Raw genomic sequence first — 19,622 nt, 5'->3', positions numbered from 1 at the left:
CTCGGAAGCGGAGTGCGGGCCACGTGCCGCTTGCAGTGCTCAGCGGCGACGTTGCGAGGGCTGCTTCCCGGGCACATGGGTACAAGCGCAAGCACCGTGATCGGCCGAAGGAGAGACGATGCCGCAGGACCCCTCACTGAGAGCTGTCGGATGGGCTCGCTCGCTGCCGATCAGCAGGGGAGTGAAGACGGCGAGGGACTGGACGCGCGAACACCTCGCGAAGCTCGGCTGGGACCGGACCGCACCGGATCTGGTGGACTCCGTCGTCCTGACCGTCTCCGAGCTGGTCACCAACGCCCACATCCACGCCCGCAGCGACGCCCAGCTCATCCTCACCTGGGACGAGGAATGCCTGCACGTCACCGTGCACGACGCCTCGCCTCACATTCCCGAACCGCGCCACGCGGATGAAGGCGCCACCGGGGGCCGTGGGCTGCTGCTCATCGACGCCCTCGCCGACGAGTGGGAGACCCATCGCTGCCCGCGCGGCAAGGACGTCACGGCCTGCTTCCCGCCGCCTCCGCCCGCCGAGCCGGCCGACTCGTAGACCCCCGCCGGAAGCCGGAAGCCGGAAGCCGGAAGCCGGAAGCCGGAAGCCGGAAGCCGGGGCCGGTGCTCGACTCCCGGCTCCCGGCTCCTGGCTCCCGGCGAGGCCGTGCGACCGCTCGCGCCGGGCCGGGTCAGCCCTCCGACGGAAAGGCGTCGGCCCGCACGTGGGGCATGGGGACGCTGTGCACCCTGTACGGCGTACCCGAGGGCAGCGGCGTCGGGGTGATGTGCACGGTCAACGGCCCCGCCCATTCGTAGCCCTGACGGCGGCCGTAGCGTGCGAGGTTGTCGGTCAGGAGCGTTCCCACGTCACCGCAGTCGTGGTGCACCAGCTCCGCGTACACGCCGGTGTCCAACTCCACCTCGTACGCGTTCGGGACCACCACGCGGCTCTCGCTGCACACCACGGCGTGACTGTCGCACTCCTCGTGCAGCGCGTCGACCAGCTCCACGGGCTCACGGGTGGGACGGAGCCGGGAGACGAGAGCGCTCTGCCACCGCTCCAGGGCCCGTTCCCACCGTGTCAGCGTCTCCCAGGCCATGCTCGCGTCCTCCCTCGCCGCCGGTCACCGCCGCCCGCGCAACCGGCCGAACAGGCTGCGCGCCTGGGCCCGCTTGCGCGGGTCGGCGGCGGCGCGCCGGGCCGACTCGACGGCGCGCCGCCCCTGCGGGCTGCGGGCGAACTCCTTGAGACGTGTGATCAGGCCGGACATGTGGTCCTCCTCGGTCGTATGTGTGGGAACCGCCTACCCGGCCGGGCCCCGAGGATGCCTCGCGCACGCGGCACCGTGCCGGCGTCCAGGGCCGGTCGCGGCGGGCGGCGGAAGGTTCAGGTGGCCGCGTCCAGGAGGTGGGGGCCGTTGTTGCGGACGTTGTTGACGGCCATGGAGACGGGCCGCGCGTCGAGGTGGCCGTCCGCCGGCTGGGTGAGCAGGGCGCGCAGCGCTTCGGGGTCGTGGTGGTGGGGGTCGAGCCAGGCGTCGTAGTGGTCGGGTGCGAGGGCGAGCGGCATGCGGGGGTGGACGCGGCCGGCCGCGTCGGTGGCCTCGGTGGTGAGGATCGTGCAGGTGGTCAGCCACGCGCCGGGGTCGTCGTCGCTCGTGACGTCGGGGTCGCGCCAGTACTCGTACAGGCCCGCCATGGCCATCACCCGCCCGTCGGCGGGCCGGATGAAGTACGGCTGTTTGCGGGGCTTGCCCGTCGTCTCGTCCCGCACCGTCTCCCACTCGTAGAAGCCGTCCGCCGGGAGCAGGCAGCGCCGCTTGGCGAAGGCGCGTCGGTAGGCGGGCTTCTCGTGCACGGTCTCGACCCGGGCGTTGATCATCCGGGAGCCGGTCTTCGGGTCCTTCGCCCAGGAGGGGACCAGGCCCCACCTGAGCGCCCGGAGCTCACGGCGCACCTCCTCGCCGTCGCCGCGCGCGGCGCGCTCCAGGACCGCGTAGACCTCGTCGGTCGGCGCGACGTTCCAGCTCGGCTCCAGCGTCTCTTCGGGGTTCCAGACGGTGACGTCGAAGAGCCGGGTCAGATCCTCGGGCCCACGGGTGGAGGTGTAACGGCCGCACATACCGCCACTGTGCCACGACACCCGCGGGCCGAGGCGCTCATCCGCGGCGGGGCGGAGCGCCACGGGCTCGGGTCCGGTCAGACGCGGGCGAGGGAGGCGGCTCCGAAGGACACGTCGAACCGGTCGCACCAGATGCTGACGCTGGTGTACGTCGACCAGTCGACGTCCGCGGGCAGCGGGTAGTTCTGGTCGCCCTTGTTGCCCTTGAGCTTGGCGAGGTCGACGTACCGTCCGTCGTCGAAGACGCCCCAGCCGGCCTTGCCCTCCCTGACCGGTGCGTCGCTCAGCCACACGCGCAGGTCGGGGCCGTTGCTCGTGTCGAGCCCTTCGAGCCGCAGGGTGTGGGTGCCGTCCGCGAGACGGACGACCTTCACCGCGCCGCTGGTGGTGTGCTCGTGGCTGATGAAGGTGCCCTGCGCCACGGTCGTCGGGCCGGCCGGTGCCGGTGAGGGCGACGGGGAGGCGGAGGTGGACGGGGAGAGGGAGGCGGAGGTGGAGGGCGGCGGTGCGGTGACCGGTGCGCTCGCCGAGGGAAGCGCCTCGTTCACCGTCTCGTCCACCCACAGCGCCCAGGGCTTGAACCACACCAGGGCGGCTCCCGCCACCACCGCGGCGACGGCACCACCTGCCCACCAGACCCGCCTTCTTCGGCGTTCCATGGCCCTCCTCTTTCGATCGACATCGGCTTGCCCTGTCATCGCGTGCCATCCAACGCGACGGACCGCCGCACCGGAAGCCGTACGGGGTGACGACATCACGACCGCGGGCCCCCGCTGCGGGCGGCCAGGCCGTGGAGGAAGCGGACGTACGCCGTCCAGCGGGCCGGACGGGCCACCGTACCCGTGCAGGCCAACTCGGCCCGGTCGAGCGCGTCCTCCATGCAGCCGTCGTGCATCGGGCGCCAGGCCAGCGGCCAGGTGAGGCGGGCAAGGCCGCTGGTGGTCATCGTGAGGGTGTGGTGCAGCCGCGTCCGCCGCGCGTCCACGGGCACCACGGCGAACTCGTGGAAGCCGTGGAAGCCGCGCGGTCCCGTGAAGTCGAAGCGGATCCAGCGCCCCGGCGCGTATCCGGCGACGGTGTAGCGCACCGGCCCGTGCCCGCCCACGGCTCCGGGCCCCAGCGGCCGGTCGAACAGCATCGGGCCCCAACTGGTGCCCGGCCACAGGCGGTCGTCCGCCCCGCTCGCGAGTGTGTCGATGAGCGCGCCCACCTCCGACTCCGTGGCGGTCAGCAGGCGCTCGTGCACGTTGTGGACGCCCATGCGTCCTCCCCTCGACAGTATTAGAGGACTCCCTCTAATAAATTGGAGGGTACTCTCTGATTCATGGCCAGGCCACCCCGGTTCGACACTGACCAGCTTCTCGACGCAGCCGTCCGCCTCGCCGCCGAAGGGGGGCCGGCGGCGGTGACCATGGCCGCCGTCGCCCAGGCCGTCGGCGCCCCGAGCGGCTCCGTCTACCACCGCTTCTCCGGCCGTACGACGCTCCTCGCGGAGGTGTGGCTGCGGACCGTGGAGCGCTTCCAGGAGGGGTACTTCGCCGCCCTCACCGACGCGTCCCCTCCCTCCGGAGGGGCGGGCGGGCCCGGCCCCGACCCCGCACGGGCGGCGGCCCGCGCGGCCGCCCGCCACGTGGTGGTCTGGAGCCGCGCCCACCGCGACGAGGCCACCCTCCTCCTCTACGGCGCCCAGGACTTCGGACGCGCTGAATGGTCCGAGGAGCACATCCGGCGCGCGGACTCCGGCAACGCGCGCGTCTTCGCCTCGATCGGCGGGCTCGCCGCGGACCTGGGCGCCGCCGACGAGCGCGGCCGCGACCGTGTCGTACTCGCCCTGATCGACCTGCCGCTGTCCCTGGTCCGCAGGCACCTGCGCGCCGGAGAACCCCTGCCTCCGCACGCCGAGGACCTCGCCGAGGAGTGCACCGCCGCCCTCCTCCGCTGACCCGCGCCACCGCCGAAGCCGCGGGCATTCGTGGTCGACGGAAATGTTCGGGCCCGCGCCGAAGGTCACCCGGTCGCCGCCGAGGCGGTCCCGAGTGGCCGACGGGCGGGCCGGTCGGAGAAGTGATCCCCGCGGGTCAGCAGGTGTGGTCGACCAGGTCGAAGGACGCGTAGTGGTCGGCGGTGTAGTAGTCCTCCCGGTCGGCGCTGCCGGTGACGATACGGCGGGCACCGCGCGTCTCCGAGCCGGGGGTGATGACCGTGTACTCGTGGTAGTAGCCGGTGGTGCGGCTCGGCAGGATGCCTTCGCGGTTCTGGAAGACGGTGCCGTCCTGGCGGTAGGGGAAGGGGCCGCCGGCCTCGATGAGGTCGAGGGTGTCGTGTGCCTGGGGAGGCAGGTGGGAGTAACAGATGTCGCCCACCGCCGCGGTGCTGCTGGGGACGGTGAAGGCAGTGGCGGTCGAGGTGGTGGGGACGGTGGAGGCGGTGGGGGCGGCCGCGGCCGGTCCGGTGAGCAGGGTGGACAGGAGCGCGGCGGCACCGAGCAGGGTGAAGCGTGGGGGGATTCGCATGGCACGAGGATGACGCGTGTAGATGTGGGCACGTCAACGCCAAGTCCGGCATGTTCCCAGGATGTTGTCGTTCCGGACACTTATGGGGTGAGACGGTGAACGCCTGTGCCCGACCGCGGTGCGACGCGGTCGGGCACAGGCGGACGTCTCGCGGCCACCCTCGAGGGTCAGGGCGTGTCCCTCAAGGGGTCAGGGCGCGTCCACCAGGACGCGGCCGTCGGCCGGAACGGCGGCGCCGCTCCCGTACGCGGCCTCGACCCGGGCCTGTTCGGCCGCGTCGGGCACGGGGTTGCGGCAGGCCGTGCCGGCGCTGGAACCGGACATCAGTTGGGAGCAGGGGCCGGGCTTGGTGTCCGGCAGGCCGAGGCTGTGTCCGAGCTCGTGGGCGGCGATGCGCGTCTTGTCGTAGCCCTGGGCCACCGCCTGGCTGCCGAGCTCCACGCGGACCCGGCCACCCGGGCGGACCGGGCCGAGCGTGGCCTGTGGCCAGCCGGTGGTGGCCACGATCTGGATCTCGGCGCGGCTGCCCGGCGCGACCTTGACCAGTCTGACGTTGTCGACGTTTCCGTTCCACGCGGCGACCCCGGCCTCGATCGCCGCCTCCCAACCGGCGGCCCGGCTCGCGTCGTAGCGGAGCGTGACCACGGCGGACGAGGACTGCGCCGTGCCGGACTCGGCCGTGCGCGCGGGCGCGGAGACGGCGTGCGCCGCCGGGAGCGCGGTCAGAAGCACCGCCGCCGCGGTGCCGGCTATACCCAGCCGTAGATAGTGCACCATCGCTGTCCTTTCACGTGGGGGGGCTCGGTCCCGTTCCGGAACCGAGCGTGTGGGGCAGGAGTGGCGACTCCGGCACCGCCCGGCTCCTCGCCGCTCGGGCGGGGGAGGCCGGAGCGGTGCGCGACGAGTGTGCGCCCTGGAGGGGGGAGCCGGGGAGGCTGTCAACAGCCGATAGCCCGACGCTATCGGGGTGGGGGAGACGCCGCTGACGGGGCGGCAGGGGAGGCGGGCGCTCTCCGCTCGCGTGCCGGTGACCGGCCGTCATCCGGCCGTGTCACCACGGAACAGCCTTGCCGGCGGGCGCGTTGGGGGCGGCGCAGCGGCTGGTGAGGTGACCGCAGAGGGCGGGTGCCCCGGCCGGGCGTACGTACGTGTGTACGGGGCTGCCGCCTGCGGGAGGCCCCGCAGGCGGCACACCACCCTTCGCCGCCGTCCACGCCTCGGGGGAAAGTCCGTGAACGGCGGCGCTCCGCTCGTCTGCCCGCGCGATCACCGTCCACACCTCACTTCGCGGGGAAGATTCAGGGGGTACGGGGTGGGGCCCGGCCCGCCGCCGGCTCACGCGCCGTGGCGCGCCGTCACCAGGCCCGTCTCGTACGCGGCGATGACCGCCTGGGCCCGGTCGCGGACGCCGAGCTTGGCGAAGAGTCCGGTGATGTGGTTCTTCACGGTGGAGGCGCTCACGCCGAGCCGGTCGGCTATCTCCGTGTTGTCCAGGCCGCCGGCGATCAGCCGCCACACGTCCCGCTCGCGCGGGGTGAGTCCGTCGGCACCGTCGGGCAGCGTGCGCCCCCTGGGGGCCGTACGGTGAGCGGGGCCGGTGACGTGGGTCGCGAGGAGACGGGTCAGCAGCCGGGGAGCGAGGATGGCCTCGCCGTCGCGGACCACGCGCAGGGCGTCGACGAGCTCCTCGGGCGAGATGTCCTTGGGGAGGAAACCGCAGGCCCCGGCGCGCAGGGCGGCCACCACGTGCTCGTCCATGTCGAAGGTGCTCAGGGCCAGGACACGGCAGCCGGGCAGCTCGGCGGTGAGCCGCTCCGTGGCGGCGATCCCGTCGAGGACCGGCATCCGGATGTCCATGATGACCACGTCGGGCCGCCGTTCGTGGGCCAGGCGCACCGCCTCGGCGCCGTCGGACGCCTCCGCCACGACCTCGAAACCGGGTTCGGGGCCGAGCATCAGCGCGAGGCCGCGGCGGACGAGGGGCTGGTCGTCGGCGATGAGCACCTTCACGATCGCGGTCGTCCCCGTCGCCGTCGTCCCCTGCGCGGTCGTCGCGCTCATCCCCATGCCTCCAGAGGGTCGATGGACAGCGCAGGACGATGGTGCAGCGGGAGACGGGCCCGGACGGCGAAGCCCGTGCCCTGCGGTCCGGCGTGCAGGGTCCCGCCGTGCAGCCCGACCCGTTCGCGCATCCCCATGAGCCCGTGGCCCGAGCCGCCCGCGGCCGGACGGTCGCGGCGCGGACCGTCGTCGGTGACGGACACCCGTACCTCGTCGGCCACGTAGCTGAGCCGGACGTCGACCCGCGCACCGCGACCGGCGTGCTTCCGGGCGTTGGTGAGGGCCTCCTGGACGATACGGAAGACGGCGAGCGCGACGCCGGGCGGCAGCGCCCGCGGGTCGCCGTCGGTGGTGAGCGTGGTGGGCAGGCCGGCGCGGCGGCTGTCCTCGACGACGCGGTCGAGGTCACCGATGCCGGGCTGCGGCGCCGTCGCCTCGCCCTCCTCGTTCTCGTCACCGGCCCTGAGCACGTCCAGCAGATGACGCATCTCGCGCAGGGCGGTGCGGCCCGAACCCTCCAGCTCGACGAGTGCCTCGCGGGCCGCGGACGGCGACCGGTCGATGTTGGCGCGGGCGCCGCCCGCCAGAAGCTGCATCGTGGTCAGGTGATGGGCGACGATGTCGTGCAGCTCACGGGCGATGCGGCGCCGTTCGTCGGCGACGGCCCGGTCGGCGAGAAGCCGCCGATGCGTCTCGGCGTTGCGCTGCCAGCGGCCGACGGCGACGGCGGCACCGGCCACGAACAGCGCGGACGCGACGTTGGCCGCGAGCTCCAGCAGGGCGGGCGCGGACGCGCCCGGGTGGACGAACTGCAGGACCGCGACGCAGCCGACGACGGCCGCCGCGGCGACCGCGGCACGGTGGTGCCGTACGACGGTGAACAGCGCGACGACGGTCGCGGCGCCGTAGTGCTGGCCCACGGCGCTGAACCAGGTGAGCGACACGTTCACCGCCAGGACACCCGCGAGGACGCTCAACGGCGCCCGGCGGCGGGCCGGCAGGAGCAGCGACGCGGCCACCACGATCAGGCAGCCGGCGGCCGGGACGTGCCCCTGGTCCATCTGACTGGTGACGGCGAAACCGACGAGATCGACGGCCGCGGCCCCGGCGGCGACGAGCCCGTCGTGCTGACTCCACACGGCCCCGCCGTACCGGCCCCGGCCTGCACCGCCCGCGCCCTCGCCCTCGCCCTCGTCCTCACGCCGTTCCACGCCGCCCCGCCCCCCTGTGTCCATCCGTCAAACCCACCCCGCCACGCTGCCCTCACGCCGGTGACCTGCGGCTTGTCCCTGATGTGCCCCATTGTGTCAGCGCCCGGCGCGGCACGGCGTCGGCACCGGGAACCGGCACCGACCAGGAGCAGGCTCCCAGAGCCGGGGCGGGTCCGGGGCCGGGCTCCCAGACGGTTTCTCCTCCCCGGCTCCGAGGTGCGGGCCGTACCGCGCTGATGTGCTGGACGAGTGCCGGGGACCGCCCGGTACGGCTCGCCGCCCGGCCCTCGCGCCGCAGCGGCCCGCCCACCCCCGTACGCGCCTTGGAGGCCCTCAGTGATCCGCGCCCTGACCGGATTCTCGACCCGCAGACCCTGGCGGGTCATCGTCGTATGGGCGGTGCTCGGCATCTTCGTGGCCATCGCGGGCCAGGCGCTCGTCTTCCGCGTGACCCAGACCGACAGCGCCGGATTCCTGCCCGCCGAGTACGACGCGGCCGCGGCGCTCCGGGTCGCCCGCGAGGAGTTCGGCGCCGAGCCCGACACCGACGCCGTGACGGTGCTGGTCGCGCGGCGCGACGGCGAGCCGCTCCAGGACGCGGACAGGACCGGCGTGGCCGAGGTGGCGCGCGAGCTGAGCGCCACCCGCCTGACGATGCCGTGGACGGACGAGCAGATACCGGGGATCTCCACGGACTACTCCCAAGTGCCCCGCGTGGAGCCGGTGATGACCGCACCCGACGGGTCCTTCACGCTGCTCGGCGCACGGCTGCGCGGCAACGCCACCGACCCCGGCATGCACTCCGTCTACCGGGCCTTCCACGACCGCGCCGAGCAGGAGTTCGCCGAGGCCGGGATGCGCACCGGCTTCACCGGCGGCCTGGCGGACACGGTGGACCGTGCCGACGCGGAGGAGTCCACCCAGACGGTGGTGGGTCTCGTGATGGTCGGACTGATCGTGCTCATCAACGTGCTGGTGTTCCGCAGCGTGCTGGCCGCGTTCCTCCCGCTGTTCGCGGTGTCCGTGGTGGGCGGCGCGGCCGCCGGCACGGTCGTGGGAGCGGCCCTGCTGACCGGCTTCCGCCTGGACCCCGGCACTCCCGGCATGATCGGCACCGTACTGATCGGCATCGGCGTCGACTACTTCCTCTTCCTGCTGTTCCGCTTCCGCGAGGAGCTGCGACGCCGCCCCCGGGACCACCACCGCCTGGTGGCCGCCGACGTCGCCGGACGGGTGGGGACGGCGGTGACGTCCGCGGCCCTGACGATCGTCGCGGCCTTCGCCACCCTCGGCCTGGCGACGTTCGGTCAGTTCCGTGTCCTCGGGCCCTCGGTGGCCGTGTCGGTGCTGGTGATGCTGCTGGCGAGCCTGACCCTGATGCCGGCGCTGCTGGCGGTGACCGGGCGGCGCATGTTCTGGCCGTCGCGGAGCCTGACGAAGGTTCCGCGTTCCGGCCTGGCCGACCGTACGGCACGGCTGGTGGCACGCCGCCCGCTGCCGGTCCTCGTGGCGTCGGTCGCCTGCCTCGGCGCGCTGTCGTTCGGCGTGGCGGGCATCCGCATGGACTTCGCCACCGGCGGCACGCCCCGCGAGACGGCGGCCGCGGCGACGGCACGGGAGATCGCCGGCGCCCTGCCGCCGGGGGTGTCCGACCCGACCACGGTGTACGTCACCGCCGACGACGGCCGCCCCCTGAGCACCGGCGCGTTGGGCGGCCTCCCGCGCGCCCTCGCCGACGCGGACGGCGTCGGCAAGGTGTCCGCCCCCGTGTTCAACGCCGACCGCACCGCCGCCCGTCTCGACGTGTACCTCACCGCCGGCGCTCAGACACAGCAGGCCCGGGACCTCGTGACCGGCCCGGTGCGCCACGCCGCGCGAGCAGCGGCTCCCGCCGGGCTGACGGCCCATGTGGGCGGCACGGCCGCCGTGTTCGCCGATGTGGCGGAGGCGGTCGACCGGGACCTGCGGACGGTGTTCCCCGTGGCCGCGGCCCTGATCGCGCTCATCCTGCTCGTCCTGCTGCGCAGCCTGCTCGCCCCCGTGGTGCTGATGCTCGGGGTGGGGCTGTGCTTCACCGGGACGCTCGGCGCCTCCGCGCTCGTCTTCCAGCACCTGGGCGGCGAGCCGGGCGTGAACTTCGTGCTGCCCCTGGTGCTGTTCCTGTTCGTGGTGGCGCTGGGCACCGACTACAACATCCTCATCAGCGACCGGCTGCGCGAGGAGATGACCCGCACCGGCTCGGCCCGCGCCGCCGTCACCCGCGCCGTACGCCACACGGCGCCGGCCATCGCCACCGCCGGCGTGGTCCTGGCGGCCTCCTTCGGCAGCCTCGCGGTGAACGCGGAACCGTCCACCCGGCAGATCGGCTTCGCCACCGCCCTGGGCATCCTCCTGTCCGCCTTCCTCCTGTCGCTCCTCCTGGTGCCGTCGGCCGCCGCTCTGCTGGGCCGGGGGATGTGGTGGCCGGTACGCGTGGGGCAGGACCGCGACAACGCCCCCGGCACCGGCACCGCACCGGATGTCCCAGGTGTCGCGGATGTCGCGGGCGCCTCGGGCGCTCCGGGTGACCCCGGCGTCCCGGCGGAGCACGGCGTGCACCGGGCCGGCCCCTCCGCCTGAGGCTCGCGGCCAGAGGTCCCGCCCCTCCGCCTGAGGCTCGCGGCCGGAAATCCCGCCCCCCATCGATGTCAGTGCTCGTTCCTACGATCACCCCATGTCTGATGCCTTCACCGTCCTGTGGACCCATGACACATGCCGTGCCCTGCGCAAGGCGGGCCGCGTGGGGGAGCGGCCGCCGGTGGCCTACTCCGGCGTCCACCAGTCCCTGCCCGCCTGGTCCGGGGCCCGCGCGGGCGACGAGGTGTACGCGGTGCACGTGAACCGGTGCGAGGTGTTCGTGGTGAGCCGCATGCGGATCACCGGCATAGGACGTGGCGACTGCTGCGGCACGCCCCCGGCGACGATGTGCGACCCCTCGTTTCCCGGCCACGACGACTGGTCGATGCTCGGCGCCGGCGGCTGCGGCGCCACCGCGGTCCACGTGGACGCGACACCCGTACGGTTCGACACCCCGGTACCCGGCGACCTCCTGCCGACGCTGACCTGGCGCAACGCCAAGGGCAGGACCCGCCACCTCAAGTACGTCGTGGACGGCCGCCTGGAGCGCTCGGTCAGCCTCCAGGGCTTCTACCGACTCACCTCCGCATCGGCCGACGCGCTGGCGGATCTGGTCGCCTCCGCGACGACCGCGGTCGGGTGAGGCGCGGGTCCGGCGGTACGGACCTGCGCCGCGGCACCAAAGAAGGAGCGGGTTTCTGGCCTCCGGGGCCGAGAGCCGGGCCGGGCTCCGCCGGTTGACTCGGGTGCGTGGCCGGCGGACGTCGGTCACACACACCGAGGTCGCCTCCGGGCACCTCGGCGTTCCCGCACCGATGTGGAGGTGGCGCGCCATGCGCACAGCCAATGTCCAGGACCGTCTCGTGCTCGTCTTCGACGACGGCGTGGTGGACGTGGAGACGGCCGCCGAAGGACGGTTCTCGTCCGACCCGCAGGCCGTCTTCGACCGCTGGGCCGAGTTCCGCGCCTGGGCAGAGTCCCCGGCCGCGACCGGTCACGAGCGGGTCCCGTTCGACGAGCGGGACCTCGGCGCGCCCGTACCCCGTCCCCGGCAGGTCTTCGCCGTGGCCCTCAACTACTCCGACCACGTCGAGGAGTCGGGGGCGGCGACGCCCGCCCGGCCCGCCGTCTTCACCAAGTACCCCACCTCGCTCACCGGCCCCCGCGACACCGTCGAGCTGCCCAGCGCGCTCGTGGACTGGGAGGTGGAACTGGTCGTGGTCATCGGTGCCGAGGCCCGTCGGGTGGCGGCCGCGGACGCGTGGCGGTACGTCGCGGGACTCACCGTTGGCCAGGATCTGTCCGAGCGGCGCGTGCAGTGGGAGGGGCCGATGCCGCAGTTCTCGCTCGGCAAGTCCTTCCCCGGGTTCAGCCCCACCGGACCGGTCATGGTCACGCCCGACGAGTTCGCGAACCCCGACGACCTGGCGCTCGGCTGCGCGCTGGACGACGCGACGATGCAGGAGTCCCGCACGAGCCGGATGATCTTCTCGGTGTCCGAGCAGATCGCCTGGCTCTCGGCCGTCTGCCCGCTGCTGCCCGGCGACCTGATCTTCACCGGCACCCCCGCCGGCGTGGGCGGAGCCCGTGAACCGCGCCGCTTCCTCGCCCCCGGCGAGGAACTCCACAGTTGGATCGAGGGCATCGGGGAGCTCCGCAACCCCCTGGTCGCCGGCCCGGCCCATCCCCACGGTCCCCACGGCCCCGGCAACCCGCCCGGCTCCCCCGTGCACCGGTGACGCCTTCTCACCCTCTCCGCGGCCCAGCCCGGTCCTGCCTCGTCCTGTCCCGCCGTGCCCGGCCTCGCCTTGCCCTGACCTGTCCTGCCCTGACCTGCCCCGAGGAGCCCACCATGGCCCTGCACCGTCTCGCCCGCATCACCATCGGCGTGCCCGACGTCTCCGCGACCGCCGCCTACTACGCCGACTTCGGCCTCACCGCCCTGGGCGACGGACGCTTCGCCTCCACCGACGGCGGTGAGCAGCTCAAGATCGTCCCCGCGGGCCGCCGCCGCCTCGAGGAACTGGTCGTCGGCACCGACGACACCGACGATCTGGCACGCATCGGAGCGGCCCTGGACCGGCTGGACGTCCCCTGTGTCCGTGACACGCACTCCCTGCGCGCGGTCGACCCCGGCACGCAAGTGACCGTCACCGTCGAGGTCCAGGCCCGCGTCGCCCAGGCCGCACCCGCGCCCGTGCCGTACAACGCGCCCGGCCGCGCCGAACGCCCCGACGTACGCGCCCCCGGGGTCCTGCGCGAGAACACCGTCCGTCCCCGGCGCCTGGGACACGTCGTGCTCGGGTCGACGGACCAGGAGGCGTCCCAGCGGTTCTTCACCGAGGGCCTCGGCTTCAAGGTCAGTGACCTGGTGCCCGGCGCGGCGTTCCTGCGCTGCTCGACCGACCACCACAACGTCCTCGTCCAGCAGGCCCCCCTGGCCTTTCTGCACCACTCGTCCTGGCAGGTCGACGACGTGGACGAGATCGGCCGGGCGGCGACCCGGATGCTGGAGGGCCACCCCGAGCGGCACGTGTGGGGCCTGGGCCGCCACCACCTGGGCTCGAACTTCTTCTGGTACCTCAAGGACCCGGCCGGCAACTTCTCCGAGTACTTCGCCGACATGGACTGCATCGTCGACGACCACCTGTGGACCCCGCGCGTCTGGGAGGACGTCCGCGCGCTCTACAACTGGGGTCCGCCCGTGCCGCCGTCCTTCCTCCACCCCGAAGACCTCGCCGCCCTCATGACCGGCGCCCACGACGCGAACTGACGGGAGCGCGAGCATGCACACGAGCGAGACCACCGGCACCCCCCACGCCGATCCCCGGCACGCGACCACGTCCGATGCGGCCACGCCGTACGCGCCCACTCCGCACGCCGACGCACCGACCCTCTACGACGTGCTGATCGTCGGCGCGGGACCCGTCGGCCTCACCACGGCCCTCCAGCTCGCCGCCCGGGGCCGCCGGGTCGGCGTGGTCGAGCGCTGGCCCCGCCCCTACCCCCTGCCGCGCGCGGTCGTCTTCGACCACGAGGTCGCCCGCATCCTCGCCTCGCTCGGCCTGGCGGACGTCCTGCCGACCCTCAGCGAGCCCGCGGAGGACTACGAGTGGCGGAACGGCAAGGGCGAGACCCTGCTGCGTCTCGCCTTCGACGACACCAGCCACTCCGGCTGGCCCTTCATGAACATCTTCACCCAGCCCCGGCTCGAAGCCGCCCTGGAGGCCCGCGCCCACGCCGTCCCCGGCATCGACATCCTGCGCGGCTGGGAAGCCGTCGACCTTGCCGAAGAACGTACGGGCGTGCGGCTCACCGTCGCCGAGAGCGCCGGTGACCGCCCCCTCCGCCACGACGGCGTACGGGAACACCGCACGCTGCGAGCCGCGTACGTCGTCGGCTGCGACGGCGCGAACAGCTTCGTACGCTCGCGCATGCGGACGCCGATGACGGACCTGGGCTTCCAGTACGACTGGCTCGTGCTCGACGTCGTCCCGCACGACCGGGGCCGCGCGTGGTCCCCCCGCAACCTCCAGTTGTGCGATCCGGCGCGGCCGAGCACCGTCGTGTCCGGCGGGCCGGGCCGCCGACGGTGGGAGTTCATGCGGCTGCCCGGTGAGACGATCACGGAGCTGAACCGGGCCGAGACCGCCTGGCGCCTCCTCGCCGACTGGGACCTGCACCCCGGCAACGCCACCTTGGAGCGGCACGCCGTCTACACCTTCCAGGCGCGCTGGGCCGACAACTGGCGCGAAGGACGGCTCCTGATCGCCGGGGACGCCGCTCACCAGATGCCTCCGTTCGCCGGCCAGGGCATGTGCTCGGGCATCCGGGACGCCGCCAACCTCGCCTGGAAGCTCGACCTCGTCCTGGCCGGCCACGCCGACGGGGACCTCCTCGACACGTATACCGCCGAACGCTCCCAGCACCTGCGGCACGCCATCGAGCTCTCCGTGCATCTGGGCCGGATCATCTGCGAGCCGGATCCCGCGGCGGCTGCCGACCGCGACGCCCGGATGCTCGCCGACCAGCGGTCCCGCCGCGACCCGCTGGCGGGCCTGCCGCCCCAGACGCTCACCGGGGGAGTCGTCCTGCGCGGTGCCGACGGAGCCCCGGCGGGGCCGGCGGGCGAACTCGGCCGGCAGGGACGGGTGCGCTTCCGCGGCCGCACGGGGCTGTTCGACCAGGTGGTCGGCACCGGCCTCACCCTCCTGGCGGTCGAGGACCCGCGGCGTGCGCTCGACGTCGGCACGGTCGCGTGGTGCGAGCGGCTCGGGATGCGTCTGCTGAGGATCACCGACACCCCGACGGACGACGGCCAGGACGACGTCCTGGACATCGACGGAACGTATCGTCGGTACCTGTCGAACGCCGGGCAGCGGGCCGTGCTCCTCCGTCCCGACCACTACGTCTTCGGTGGGGCGGCACACATGGACGACGTGCCCGGTCTGATGACCGCCTTCCGGGACGGACTGATCCCCGCCCGGGACCCCGCCCGCGCCCGGGACCGCGCCCGCCAGGTCCGGTGAACCGCCTCGCCGACGAGGTGGCCCCCCTGCTGGAGGGAACGGCACGCACCCGAACCCCGACCATCCCACGACGGAGGCACGGCTCATGACTCGACGATGGCTCCTGCGGCTCCGGCCGGACCCGCACCGTACGGTCGAGCCGGCCCTGCCGCCGGCTGTCGTCGAGGCCGCCGCCGAAGCCCTCGGCACGGGACCGGTCGGTTGGGCGGTGCAGACCGCCGAGGCGATCGCGACCGACATCCTCGACCAGGTCCCCGAACACGGGGGCGGCCGGGGCCCGGTGAGCACCCTGCGCCGGTCGACCGAGTCGGCCGTCCTGGCCGCCCTGCGTCTGCTGGTGTCTCCGTCTCCGTCTCCGTCTCCGTCGTCGCAGCCGTCACCGTCGTCGCGGTCGTCGCGCCGCGTCGCGGACCTGACCGACGAGACGCTGGAAGGGTGCCGCGAGTTCGCCCGGCGCGGCATCACGCTCGACCAGGTGCTGCGGGGCGTACGGCTCGGGCACGCCCGGCTGGCGCACGAGCTCGCCGCCGCGATCGAGGAACACGTCCCCGCCGAGGAGCGCCTGGCCGAGCTGCGCCGGGTCAACGACCTGCTGTTCGCCTACGCCGACAGCCACGCCGGCATGATGGCCGAGGAATACGTCACCGAACGCGACCGCTGGCGCGGCAGCGGCGAAGCCGCCCGCCGGGCGATCGTCGACGACGTACTCGCCGGCCGGCCCGTGGACACGCGGAACGCCACGCGGCGCCTGCGCTACGACCTCTCCCGCACCCACCTCGCCGCCGTCCTGTGGTGCGACGACACCGACGGCGGGCTCACGGCGGCGGAACGGCTGCACCGGACGGCCCTGGCGATGAGCCGCGCCATGGCGGCGGCCGGCGTCCTGCTCGTCCCCGCCGACAACACGACCGCCTGGGTCTGGTTCGCCGTCGCGGCGGAGGACGCTCCCGCCCGGGGCGGGTACCCGCGGGACCTGCGGGACCGTCTCGACCGGCCCCGGGGCGTACGAGCGGCCCTGGGCCCGCCGGCCGCCGGCCCGCAGGGAATGCGGCGCAGCCATCTGGGCGCCCTCCAGGCGGCGCGCGTCGCACCCGCCACGGGGCAGTGGCTGTGCGACTACCACGACGTCCGCCTGGCGGCCCTGGTGACGGCAGAGCCCGAACACGCCCGGTGGTTCGTCCACGAGGTCCTCGGCCCGCTGGCCTCGGAGGGGGACAGGGTGCGGGAACTGCGCGAGACCCTGCGCGTCTACCTCGCGGAGGAGCGGAGCCTGCGCGCCGCGGCGGACCGTCTGCACGTGGCCCGCAACACCGTCACCTACCGCGTCAAGCGCGCCGAGGAACTGCTGCCGGCCGCCCTGACACCGGTCGCCTCGCTCGAACTGCGCGTGGCCCTGGAGATCGCCGAGCACCTCCCGAAACCGGCTGACCGGCACCGGCCTTGACCGCGCCGGCCACGCGGTCCCGGCCCCCCACTGGTGCGTAGCCGCCCGGGCCGGTCACGGCATCCAGCCGGCGACCACCCGCTCCGCCACCGAGAAGACCGTCCCGCAGTCCGGGCAGGCCGCTCGCCCGAACAGGTACGGCACACCGCGGGCCAGGCTCTCCTGCCCGTCCGCCCGCGCTCGTGTGAACAGCCTCCGCGGCAGCCCCTCCAGGTCTCGGTCGCGCGCCGGCCGGAGCGGCGCCTTCTCCACTCCGGGCGACGCGGGGTCACCGCTGCAACTGAAGGAGCCGCCGCCCTGGCCGAACACGATGAAGAGGTCGACACCGCAGTACGGGCAGTCGACCTCGTACTCCCCGCTCAACAGACCGTCCAGGCAGCGGTCCCAGATCTCGACGCCCTCGAAGGACAGCAGCGCCTGCAGCAGGTTCACGTACTCCTCCGCCTCGGCCACCCGCCCAAGGCGCCGATCGGTGAGAGCGTGCAGCACCCCGACCGGGGCCGCGTACACCGTCAGAGGGCTGTCGGGCTCCGACGATCCGGGCGCACAGGCCGCGATCGCTCCGGCCGCCAGCAGCACCCAGTCCAGGTCCTCGTCCTGCGCGCGGGCGGTCGCGATCCCGGCCAGACGCGGGAGAGCCGCGTAACTGGCGGTGAAGGCCGTGTCCAGTTGAGGACACAGATGATCCATCACCTCGGACCACACGCCGCTCGGGTCGTCCTCGAACCGGTCCAGGAGTTCAGGCACGTGTTCCGCGGAACCACACGCGTCCGTCAGCGTCGACCACTCCGTCATGCCTCGGTCCCACCTTTCAGGCGGGCGATCTCCGTGGCGCCCTCCCAGACGCCCTCCCGCTCAAGACGCTCCACCAGGTCCGGCGACGCCGCCACCAGACCTCCCGCCGGCTCACCGCCGGTGGCGCCGGACGCGCACGCCTGGCAGAGGTAGTCGAAGGTGCGCTGCCCCGGGTGAAAGGCCCTCCAGTAGGCGCCGCTTGCCGCGGCACGGTGCTCACATGCTCCCCGGGCGTCACGGTGGGCCCATCGGGGTATCGCGATCGACATGCCGCCGACCCTATCCGCCTGCCCGGAGGTGAGGCGTTGTCAGTGGCCGCGCGTATGTTGTGATCACCCCGCTGAACAGCGGCGGGAGTGCGGCGGGGGAGCCGGCCGCGAGGTGGCGCACGGGCGGGGGAGAGTGGCATGGGTTCGATCAGTACGTGGCAGGCGGTCGGGGGGTACGAGGTGGCGGTCGACGCCTGGAGCGGGCCCCGGCCGGTGCTTCGTTGGCGCAGCGCCGCGGGGCGCGAGCTGAAGAGGCCGCCTGCCGCGCTCAAGGACGAGCCGCGGGTGCGGGAGCTCGGCGCGCTGGCCGGCTGGATCGGGGACCACGCCGCGCAGGCGCTGACGACCGTCGAGCGGTGGATGACGCGGTCCCTGCCGGTGCCCGCCGCGCTGATCCGGCAGGTGTGGCCCGACCCCTGCTGGCGGCGCGTTCTGCGGTACGCGGTGGTCGCACCGTGCGGCGGGCCCGGCGAGGTCCCGGGCGCACCGGACGTGCGGCGCGCCGGAGTTCTCACCGGCGTCGCGGCGGGCGAGGACGGCGCGCTGCTGGTCACCGGACTCGACGGGGACCGTGAGCTGGACGCCCCCCTCGTCGTGATCCCGCACCCGGCGCTCCTCGACCCGCGCGGTACGGGGCTGCTCGCGGCCTGGCGGAAGCTGCTGGAGACGCTGGGCGGGGAGCAGGGCGTCGAACAGTTGCACCGCGCCGTGTACGCGCGGCCGGACTGCTCGCCGGCACCGGGGGAGTGGGGCGCCCCGCACGGGCTCACCGTCTTCGGCGGCGCCTGTTTCCCCTCAGGGGCCCACTTCGAGCGGGTGGTGAACCGCTTCGGCGGCCGGATCGACGGAGAGACGGCCCGGTTCGGCCTCGGCCACGGCGGCCGGACCTACCGCATGGCGGCCGGCCTGCGCTATCAGGGCCCCCTCGCCCCGGTCGACCTGCGCAACTTCTCGTTCGCCGAGTGCCCGGCAGGGCACGGCGTCGGGGCGTACGACGCGGTGCCGCCGCCCGTCTGGTCCGAGGGGATCAGAGCGATGGCGGCCCTCTACGACGAGCGGGACCCCACGGAGAGCGCCCGCGCCGACGCTCGGGCGGCCGACAGCGCCGACGCGTATCAGTCCTTCCTCGTCGCCTGCGCTCGATACGCCGCCGAGGGCGCACCGCGTGCGGCCTCGCCGCCGCCCACGCCCGACGACGAGCGGCGACTCCTCGACGCGGGCGCGGTGCTGCCCGGTGCCCCCGAGGGCGCCGACGAGGAAGCGCTGACCGCGCGCCGCTACGCCTGGCCGCTTCTGGCGGAGGACGGCGACGGCTTCGTCCGGCTGCTCACCCCGCGTACGGTCTCGGCGCAGGACGCGGTGGCGCGTGCCCTGGGCCTGGAGCCCGACGCGGGCGACCCCGTGCCGGTCGGCCGCGTCCCGGTACGGCGCCTGGACTTCCTCTCCCGGGTCTGCGGGGCCCACCCCGAGCTCGTACGGGAGGCGATGGGGCTGCTCCCCGCCTTCCAGAGCTGCGCGAAGACAGCCCTGACGAAGCCCGGACGCGCCGCGAACCAGTTGCGGGCCGGCCTGAAGAAGGTGACGGCGGCGCACCCCGAGCTCCTGCCCTACGCGCTGGACGAGGGTGCACGGATCATCGCGGAGGCGGGCAGCACCGCGATGGCCAGGACGCTCTACACGCAGGCGAGAGGCGCCGAGAAGCGGACCGGGGCTGTCGACGAGGCCGTCCTGCGGGACCTCGTGGCGGAGTTCACCGAGCTGGGCGTGGTCGACCCGACGGGGCTCGCGCGCTACCGGGACGACCTCGCCGCGCGCACCTCGCCGCAGGAGGCGCACGAGGCGTACCGGCACCTCGTCCTGGAGTGGTGCCGCACAAGGAGCGGCATCGGGAGGAGCGGTCTCGGGAACGGAGGCGGCTCCGCCCCGGACGGCGTCCCCGGCGAACCGGGGCGCGAACTGCCCGCCTCCTTCGCGGTCGAGCTGGCCAAGGGCTCGGCCCGGTGCTCTCCACCGTCGACGCCACCAAGGGCGCCGCCGCCAACTGGGTCACCAAGGTCCTCACCAAGCTCGC

20 protein-coding genes are annotated in these 19,622 nt (G+C 74.0%); 9 read left to right on the top strand and 11 right to left on the bottom strand.

What is annotated here, in order from left to right; all coding sequences use genetic code 11:
- Positions 1-118: 118 nt before the first annotated feature.
- The gene (locus tag ABZ135_RS33825; protein WP_356701365.1) at positions 119-547 is read left to right on the top strand and encodes an ATP-binding protein; all 429 of its coding nucleotides are present in this window, start codon (positions 119-121) and stop codon (positions 545-547) included.
- Between the two features lie 133 nt (positions 548-680).
- On the opposite strand, the gene ABZ135_RS33820 is transcribed toward ABZ135_RS33825, so the two are convergent.
- The 5 genes from ABZ135_RS33820 to ABZ135_RS33800 form a co-directional block, all read right to left on the bottom strand.
- Positions 681-1,091: a DUF3662 domain-containing protein gene (locus tag ABZ135_RS33820; RefSeq protein ID WP_356701363.1), complete on the bottom strand. Its 411-nt coding sequence runs from the start codon at positions 1,089-1,091 to the stop codon at positions 681-683.
- Between the two features lie 24 nt (positions 1,092-1,115).
- Positions 1,116-1,262: a hypothetical protein gene (locus ABZ135_RS33815; RefSeq protein WP_356701361.1), complete on the bottom strand. Its 147-nt coding sequence runs from the start codon at positions 1,260-1,262 to the stop codon at positions 1,116-1,118.
- Positions 1,263-1,378: 116 nt separating this feature from the next.
- Complete coding sequence (locus tag ABZ135_RS33810) at positions 1,379-2,113, bottom strand: SOS response-associated peptidase (protein ID WP_356701359.1); 735 nt, start codon at positions 2,111-2,113, stop codon at positions 1,379-1,381.
- Between the two features lie 77 nt (positions 2,114-2,190).
- On the bottom strand, positions 2,191-2,772 hold the full coding sequence (locus tag ABZ135_RS33805) for a DM13 domain-containing protein (RefSeq protein WP_356701357.1): 582 nt from the start codon (positions 2,770-2,772) through the stop codon (positions 2,191-2,193).
- Positions 2,773-2,867: 95 nt separating this feature from the next.
- On the bottom strand, positions 2,868-3,374 hold the full coding sequence (locus tag ABZ135_RS33800; protein ID WP_356701355.1) for an SRPBCC family protein: 507 nt from the start codon (positions 3,372-3,374) through the stop codon (positions 2,868-2,870).
- Positions 3,375-3,437: 63 nt separating this feature from the next.
- On the opposite strand from ABZ135_RS33800, the gene ABZ135_RS33795 reads away from it, so the two are divergent.
- Positions 3,438-4,055: a helix-turn-helix domain-containing protein gene (locus tag ABZ135_RS33795; protein WP_356701353.1), complete on the top strand. Its 618-nt coding sequence runs from the start codon at positions 3,438-3,440 to the stop codon at positions 4,053-4,055.
- Positions 4,056-4,191: 136 nt separating this feature from the next.
- Here the strand turns inward: ABZ135_RS33795 and ABZ135_RS33790 are convergent, their stop codons facing one another.
- The 4 genes from ABZ135_RS33790 to ABZ135_RS33775 all read right to left on the bottom strand — a co-directional run bounded on the left by ABZ135_RS33790 (position 4,192) and on the right by ABZ135_RS33775 (position 7,898).
- Positions 4,192-4,626 (bottom strand): ribonuclease domain-containing protein, encoded by a 435-nt coding sequence (locus ABZ135_RS33790; RefSeq protein ID WP_356701351.1) that lies wholly within the window; start codon positions 4,624-4,626, stop codon positions 4,192-4,194.
- A 189-nt stretch (positions 4,627-4,815) separates the two neighbouring features.
- Positions 4,816-5,403, bottom strand: a complete 588-nt coding sequence (locus tag ABZ135_RS33785) for a snapalysin family zinc-dependent metalloprotease (RefSeq protein ID WP_356701349.1) — start codon at positions 5,401-5,403, stop codon at positions 4,816-4,818.
- A gap of 558 nt (positions 5,404-5,961) precedes the next feature.
- Positions 5,962-6,687: a response regulator transcription factor gene (locus ABZ135_RS33780; protein WP_356701348.1), complete on the bottom strand. Its 726-nt coding sequence runs from the start codon at positions 6,685-6,687 to the stop codon at positions 5,962-5,964.
- On the bottom strand, positions 6,684-7,898 hold the full coding sequence (locus ABZ135_RS33775; protein ID WP_356701346.1) for a sensor histidine kinase: 1,215 nt from the start codon (positions 7,896-7,898) through the stop codon (positions 6,684-6,686). Before ABZ135_RS33775 ends, ABZ135_RS33780 begins: the two co-directional genes overlap by 4 nt.
- A gap of 336 nt (positions 7,899-8,234) precedes the next feature.
- Here ABZ135_RS33775 and ABZ135_RS33770 point away from each other — a divergent pair, with 336 nt between their 5' ends.
- The 6 genes from ABZ135_RS33770 to ABZ135_RS33745 all read left to right on the top strand — a co-directional run bounded on the left by ABZ135_RS33770 (position 8,235) and on the right by ABZ135_RS33745 (position 16,487).
- A complete protein-coding gene (locus ABZ135_RS33770) occupies positions 8,235-10,517 on the top strand; it encodes an MMPL family transporter (RefSeq protein ID WP_356701344.1) in 2,283 nt (760 codons plus the stop codon).
- Positions 10,518-10,611: 94 nt separating this feature from the next.
- Complete coding sequence (locus ABZ135_RS33765) at positions 10,612-11,157, top strand: hypothetical protein (protein ID WP_356701342.1); 546 nt, start codon at positions 10,612-10,614, stop codon at positions 11,155-11,157.
- Between the two features lie 190 nt (positions 11,158-11,347).
- Positions 11,348-12,253, top strand: a complete 906-nt coding sequence (locus ABZ135_RS33760; RefSeq protein WP_356701340.1) for a fumarylacetoacetate hydrolase family protein — start codon at positions 11,348-11,350, stop codon at positions 12,251-12,253.
- 113 nt (positions 12,254-12,366) lie between these two features.
- Positions 12,367-13,287 (top strand): VOC family protein, encoded by a 921-nt coding sequence (locus tag ABZ135_RS33755; RefSeq protein ID WP_356701339.1) that lies wholly within the window; start codon positions 12,367-12,369, stop codon positions 13,285-13,287.
- Positions 13,288-13,300: 13 nt separating this feature from the next.
- The gene (locus tag ABZ135_RS33750; protein ID WP_356701337.1) at positions 13,301-15,043 is read left to right on the top strand and encodes a bifunctional 3-(3-hydroxy-phenyl)propionate/3-hydroxycinnamic acid hydroxylase; all 1,743 of its coding nucleotides are present in this window, start codon (positions 13,301-13,303) and stop codon (positions 15,041-15,043) included.
- Between the two features lie 85 nt (positions 15,044-15,128).
- Positions 15,129-16,487: a helix-turn-helix domain-containing protein gene (locus tag ABZ135_RS33745; RefSeq protein ID WP_356701336.1), complete on the top strand. Its 1,359-nt coding sequence runs from the start codon at positions 15,129-15,131 to the stop codon at positions 16,485-16,487.
- 54 nt (positions 16,488-16,541) lie between these two features.
- Here the strand turns inward: ABZ135_RS33745 and ABZ135_RS33740 are convergent, their stop codons facing one another.
- Entirely contained in the window at positions 16,542-17,282 is a 741-nt protein-coding gene (locus tag ABZ135_RS33740) for a hypothetical protein (RefSeq protein ID WP_356701334.1), read from the bottom strand.
- Positions 17,279-17,551, bottom strand: coding sequence for a hypothetical protein (locus ABZ135_RS33735; RefSeq protein WP_356701332.1), 273 nt, complete (start codon positions 17,549-17,551; stop codon positions 17,279-17,281). Before ABZ135_RS33735 ends, ABZ135_RS33740 begins: the two co-directional genes overlap by 4 nt.
- Positions 17,552-17,689: 138 nt before the next feature.
- Between ABZ135_RS33735 and ABZ135_RS33730 the strand changes: the two genes are divergently transcribed.
- A partial coding sequence (locus ABZ135_RS33730; RefSeq protein WP_356701330.1) for a DUF4132 domain-containing protein occupies positions 17,690-19,622 on the top strand: 1,933 nt, incomplete at its 3' end.

The sequence above is a fragment of the Streptomyces sp. NPDC006339 genome, assembly GCF_040612775.1.
Lineage (GTDB): Bacteria > Actinomycetota > Actinomycetes > Streptomycetales > Streptomycetaceae > Streptomyces.
This window is presented reverse-complemented; position numbering and strand designations above follow the sequence as displayed.

Coding starts and splice junctions, on each gene's coding strand:
- ABZ135_RS33805 (WP_356701357.1), bottom strand. CDS start 2,772: ATGGAACGCCGAAGAAGGCGGGTCTGGTGGGCAGGTGGTGCCGTCGCC.
- ABZ135_RS33765 (WP_356701342.1), top strand. CDS start 10,612: ATGTCTGATGCCTTCACCGTCCTGTGGACCCATGACACATGCCGTGCC.
- ABZ135_RS33785 (WP_356701349.1), bottom strand. CDS start 5,403: ATGGTGCACTATCTACGGCTGGGTATAGCCGGCACCGCGGCGGCGGTG.
- ABZ135_RS33740 (WP_356701334.1), bottom strand. CDS start 17,282: ATGACGGAGTGGTCGACGCTGACGGACGCGTGTGGTTCCGCGGAACAC.
- ABZ135_RS33790 (WP_356701351.1), bottom strand. CDS start 4,626: ATGCGAATCCCCCCACGCTTCACCCTGCTCGGTGCCGCCGCGCTCCTG.
- ABZ135_RS33810 (WP_356701359.1), bottom strand. CDS start 2,113: ATGTGCGGCCGTTACACCTCCACCCGTGGGCCCGAGGATCTGACCCGG.
- ABZ135_RS33795 (WP_356701353.1), top strand. CDS start 3,438: ATGGCCAGGCCACCCCGGTTCGACACTGACCAGCTTCTCGACGCAGCC.
- ABZ135_RS33780 (WP_356701348.1), bottom strand. CDS start 6,687: ATGAGCGCGACGACCGCGCAGGGGACGACGGCGACGGGGACGACCGCG.
- ABZ135_RS33825 (WP_356701365.1), top strand. CDS start 119: ATGCCGCAGGACCCCTCACTGAGAGCTGTCGGATGGGCTCGCTCGCTG.
- ABZ135_RS33800 (WP_356701355.1), bottom strand. CDS start 3,374: ATGGGCGTCCACAACGTGCACGAGCGCCTGCTGACCGCCACGGAGTCG.
- ABZ135_RS33750 (WP_356701337.1), top strand. CDS start 13,301: ATGCACACGAGCGAGACCACCGGCACCCCCCACGCCGATCCCCGGCAC.
- ABZ135_RS33820 (WP_356701363.1), bottom strand. CDS start 1,091: ATGGCCTGGGAGACGCTGACACGGTGGGAACGGGCCCTGGAGCGGTGG.
- ABZ135_RS33735 (WP_356701332.1), bottom strand. CDS start 17,551: ATGTCGATCGCGATACCCCGATGGGCCCACCGTGACGCCCGGGGAGCA.
- ABZ135_RS33760 (WP_356701340.1), top strand. CDS start 11,348: ATGCGCACAGCCAATGTCCAGGACCGTCTCGTGCTCGTCTTCGACGAC.
- ABZ135_RS33815 (WP_356701361.1), bottom strand. CDS start 1,262: ATGTCCGGCCTGATCACACGTCTCAAGGAGTTCGCCCGCAGCCCGCAG.
- ABZ135_RS33755 (WP_356701339.1), top strand. CDS start 12,367: ATGGCCCTGCACCGTCTCGCCCGCATCACCATCGGCGTGCCCGACGTC.
- ABZ135_RS33745 (WP_356701336.1), top strand. CDS start 15,129: ATGACTCGACGATGGCTCCTGCGGCTCCGGCCGGACCCGCACCGTACG.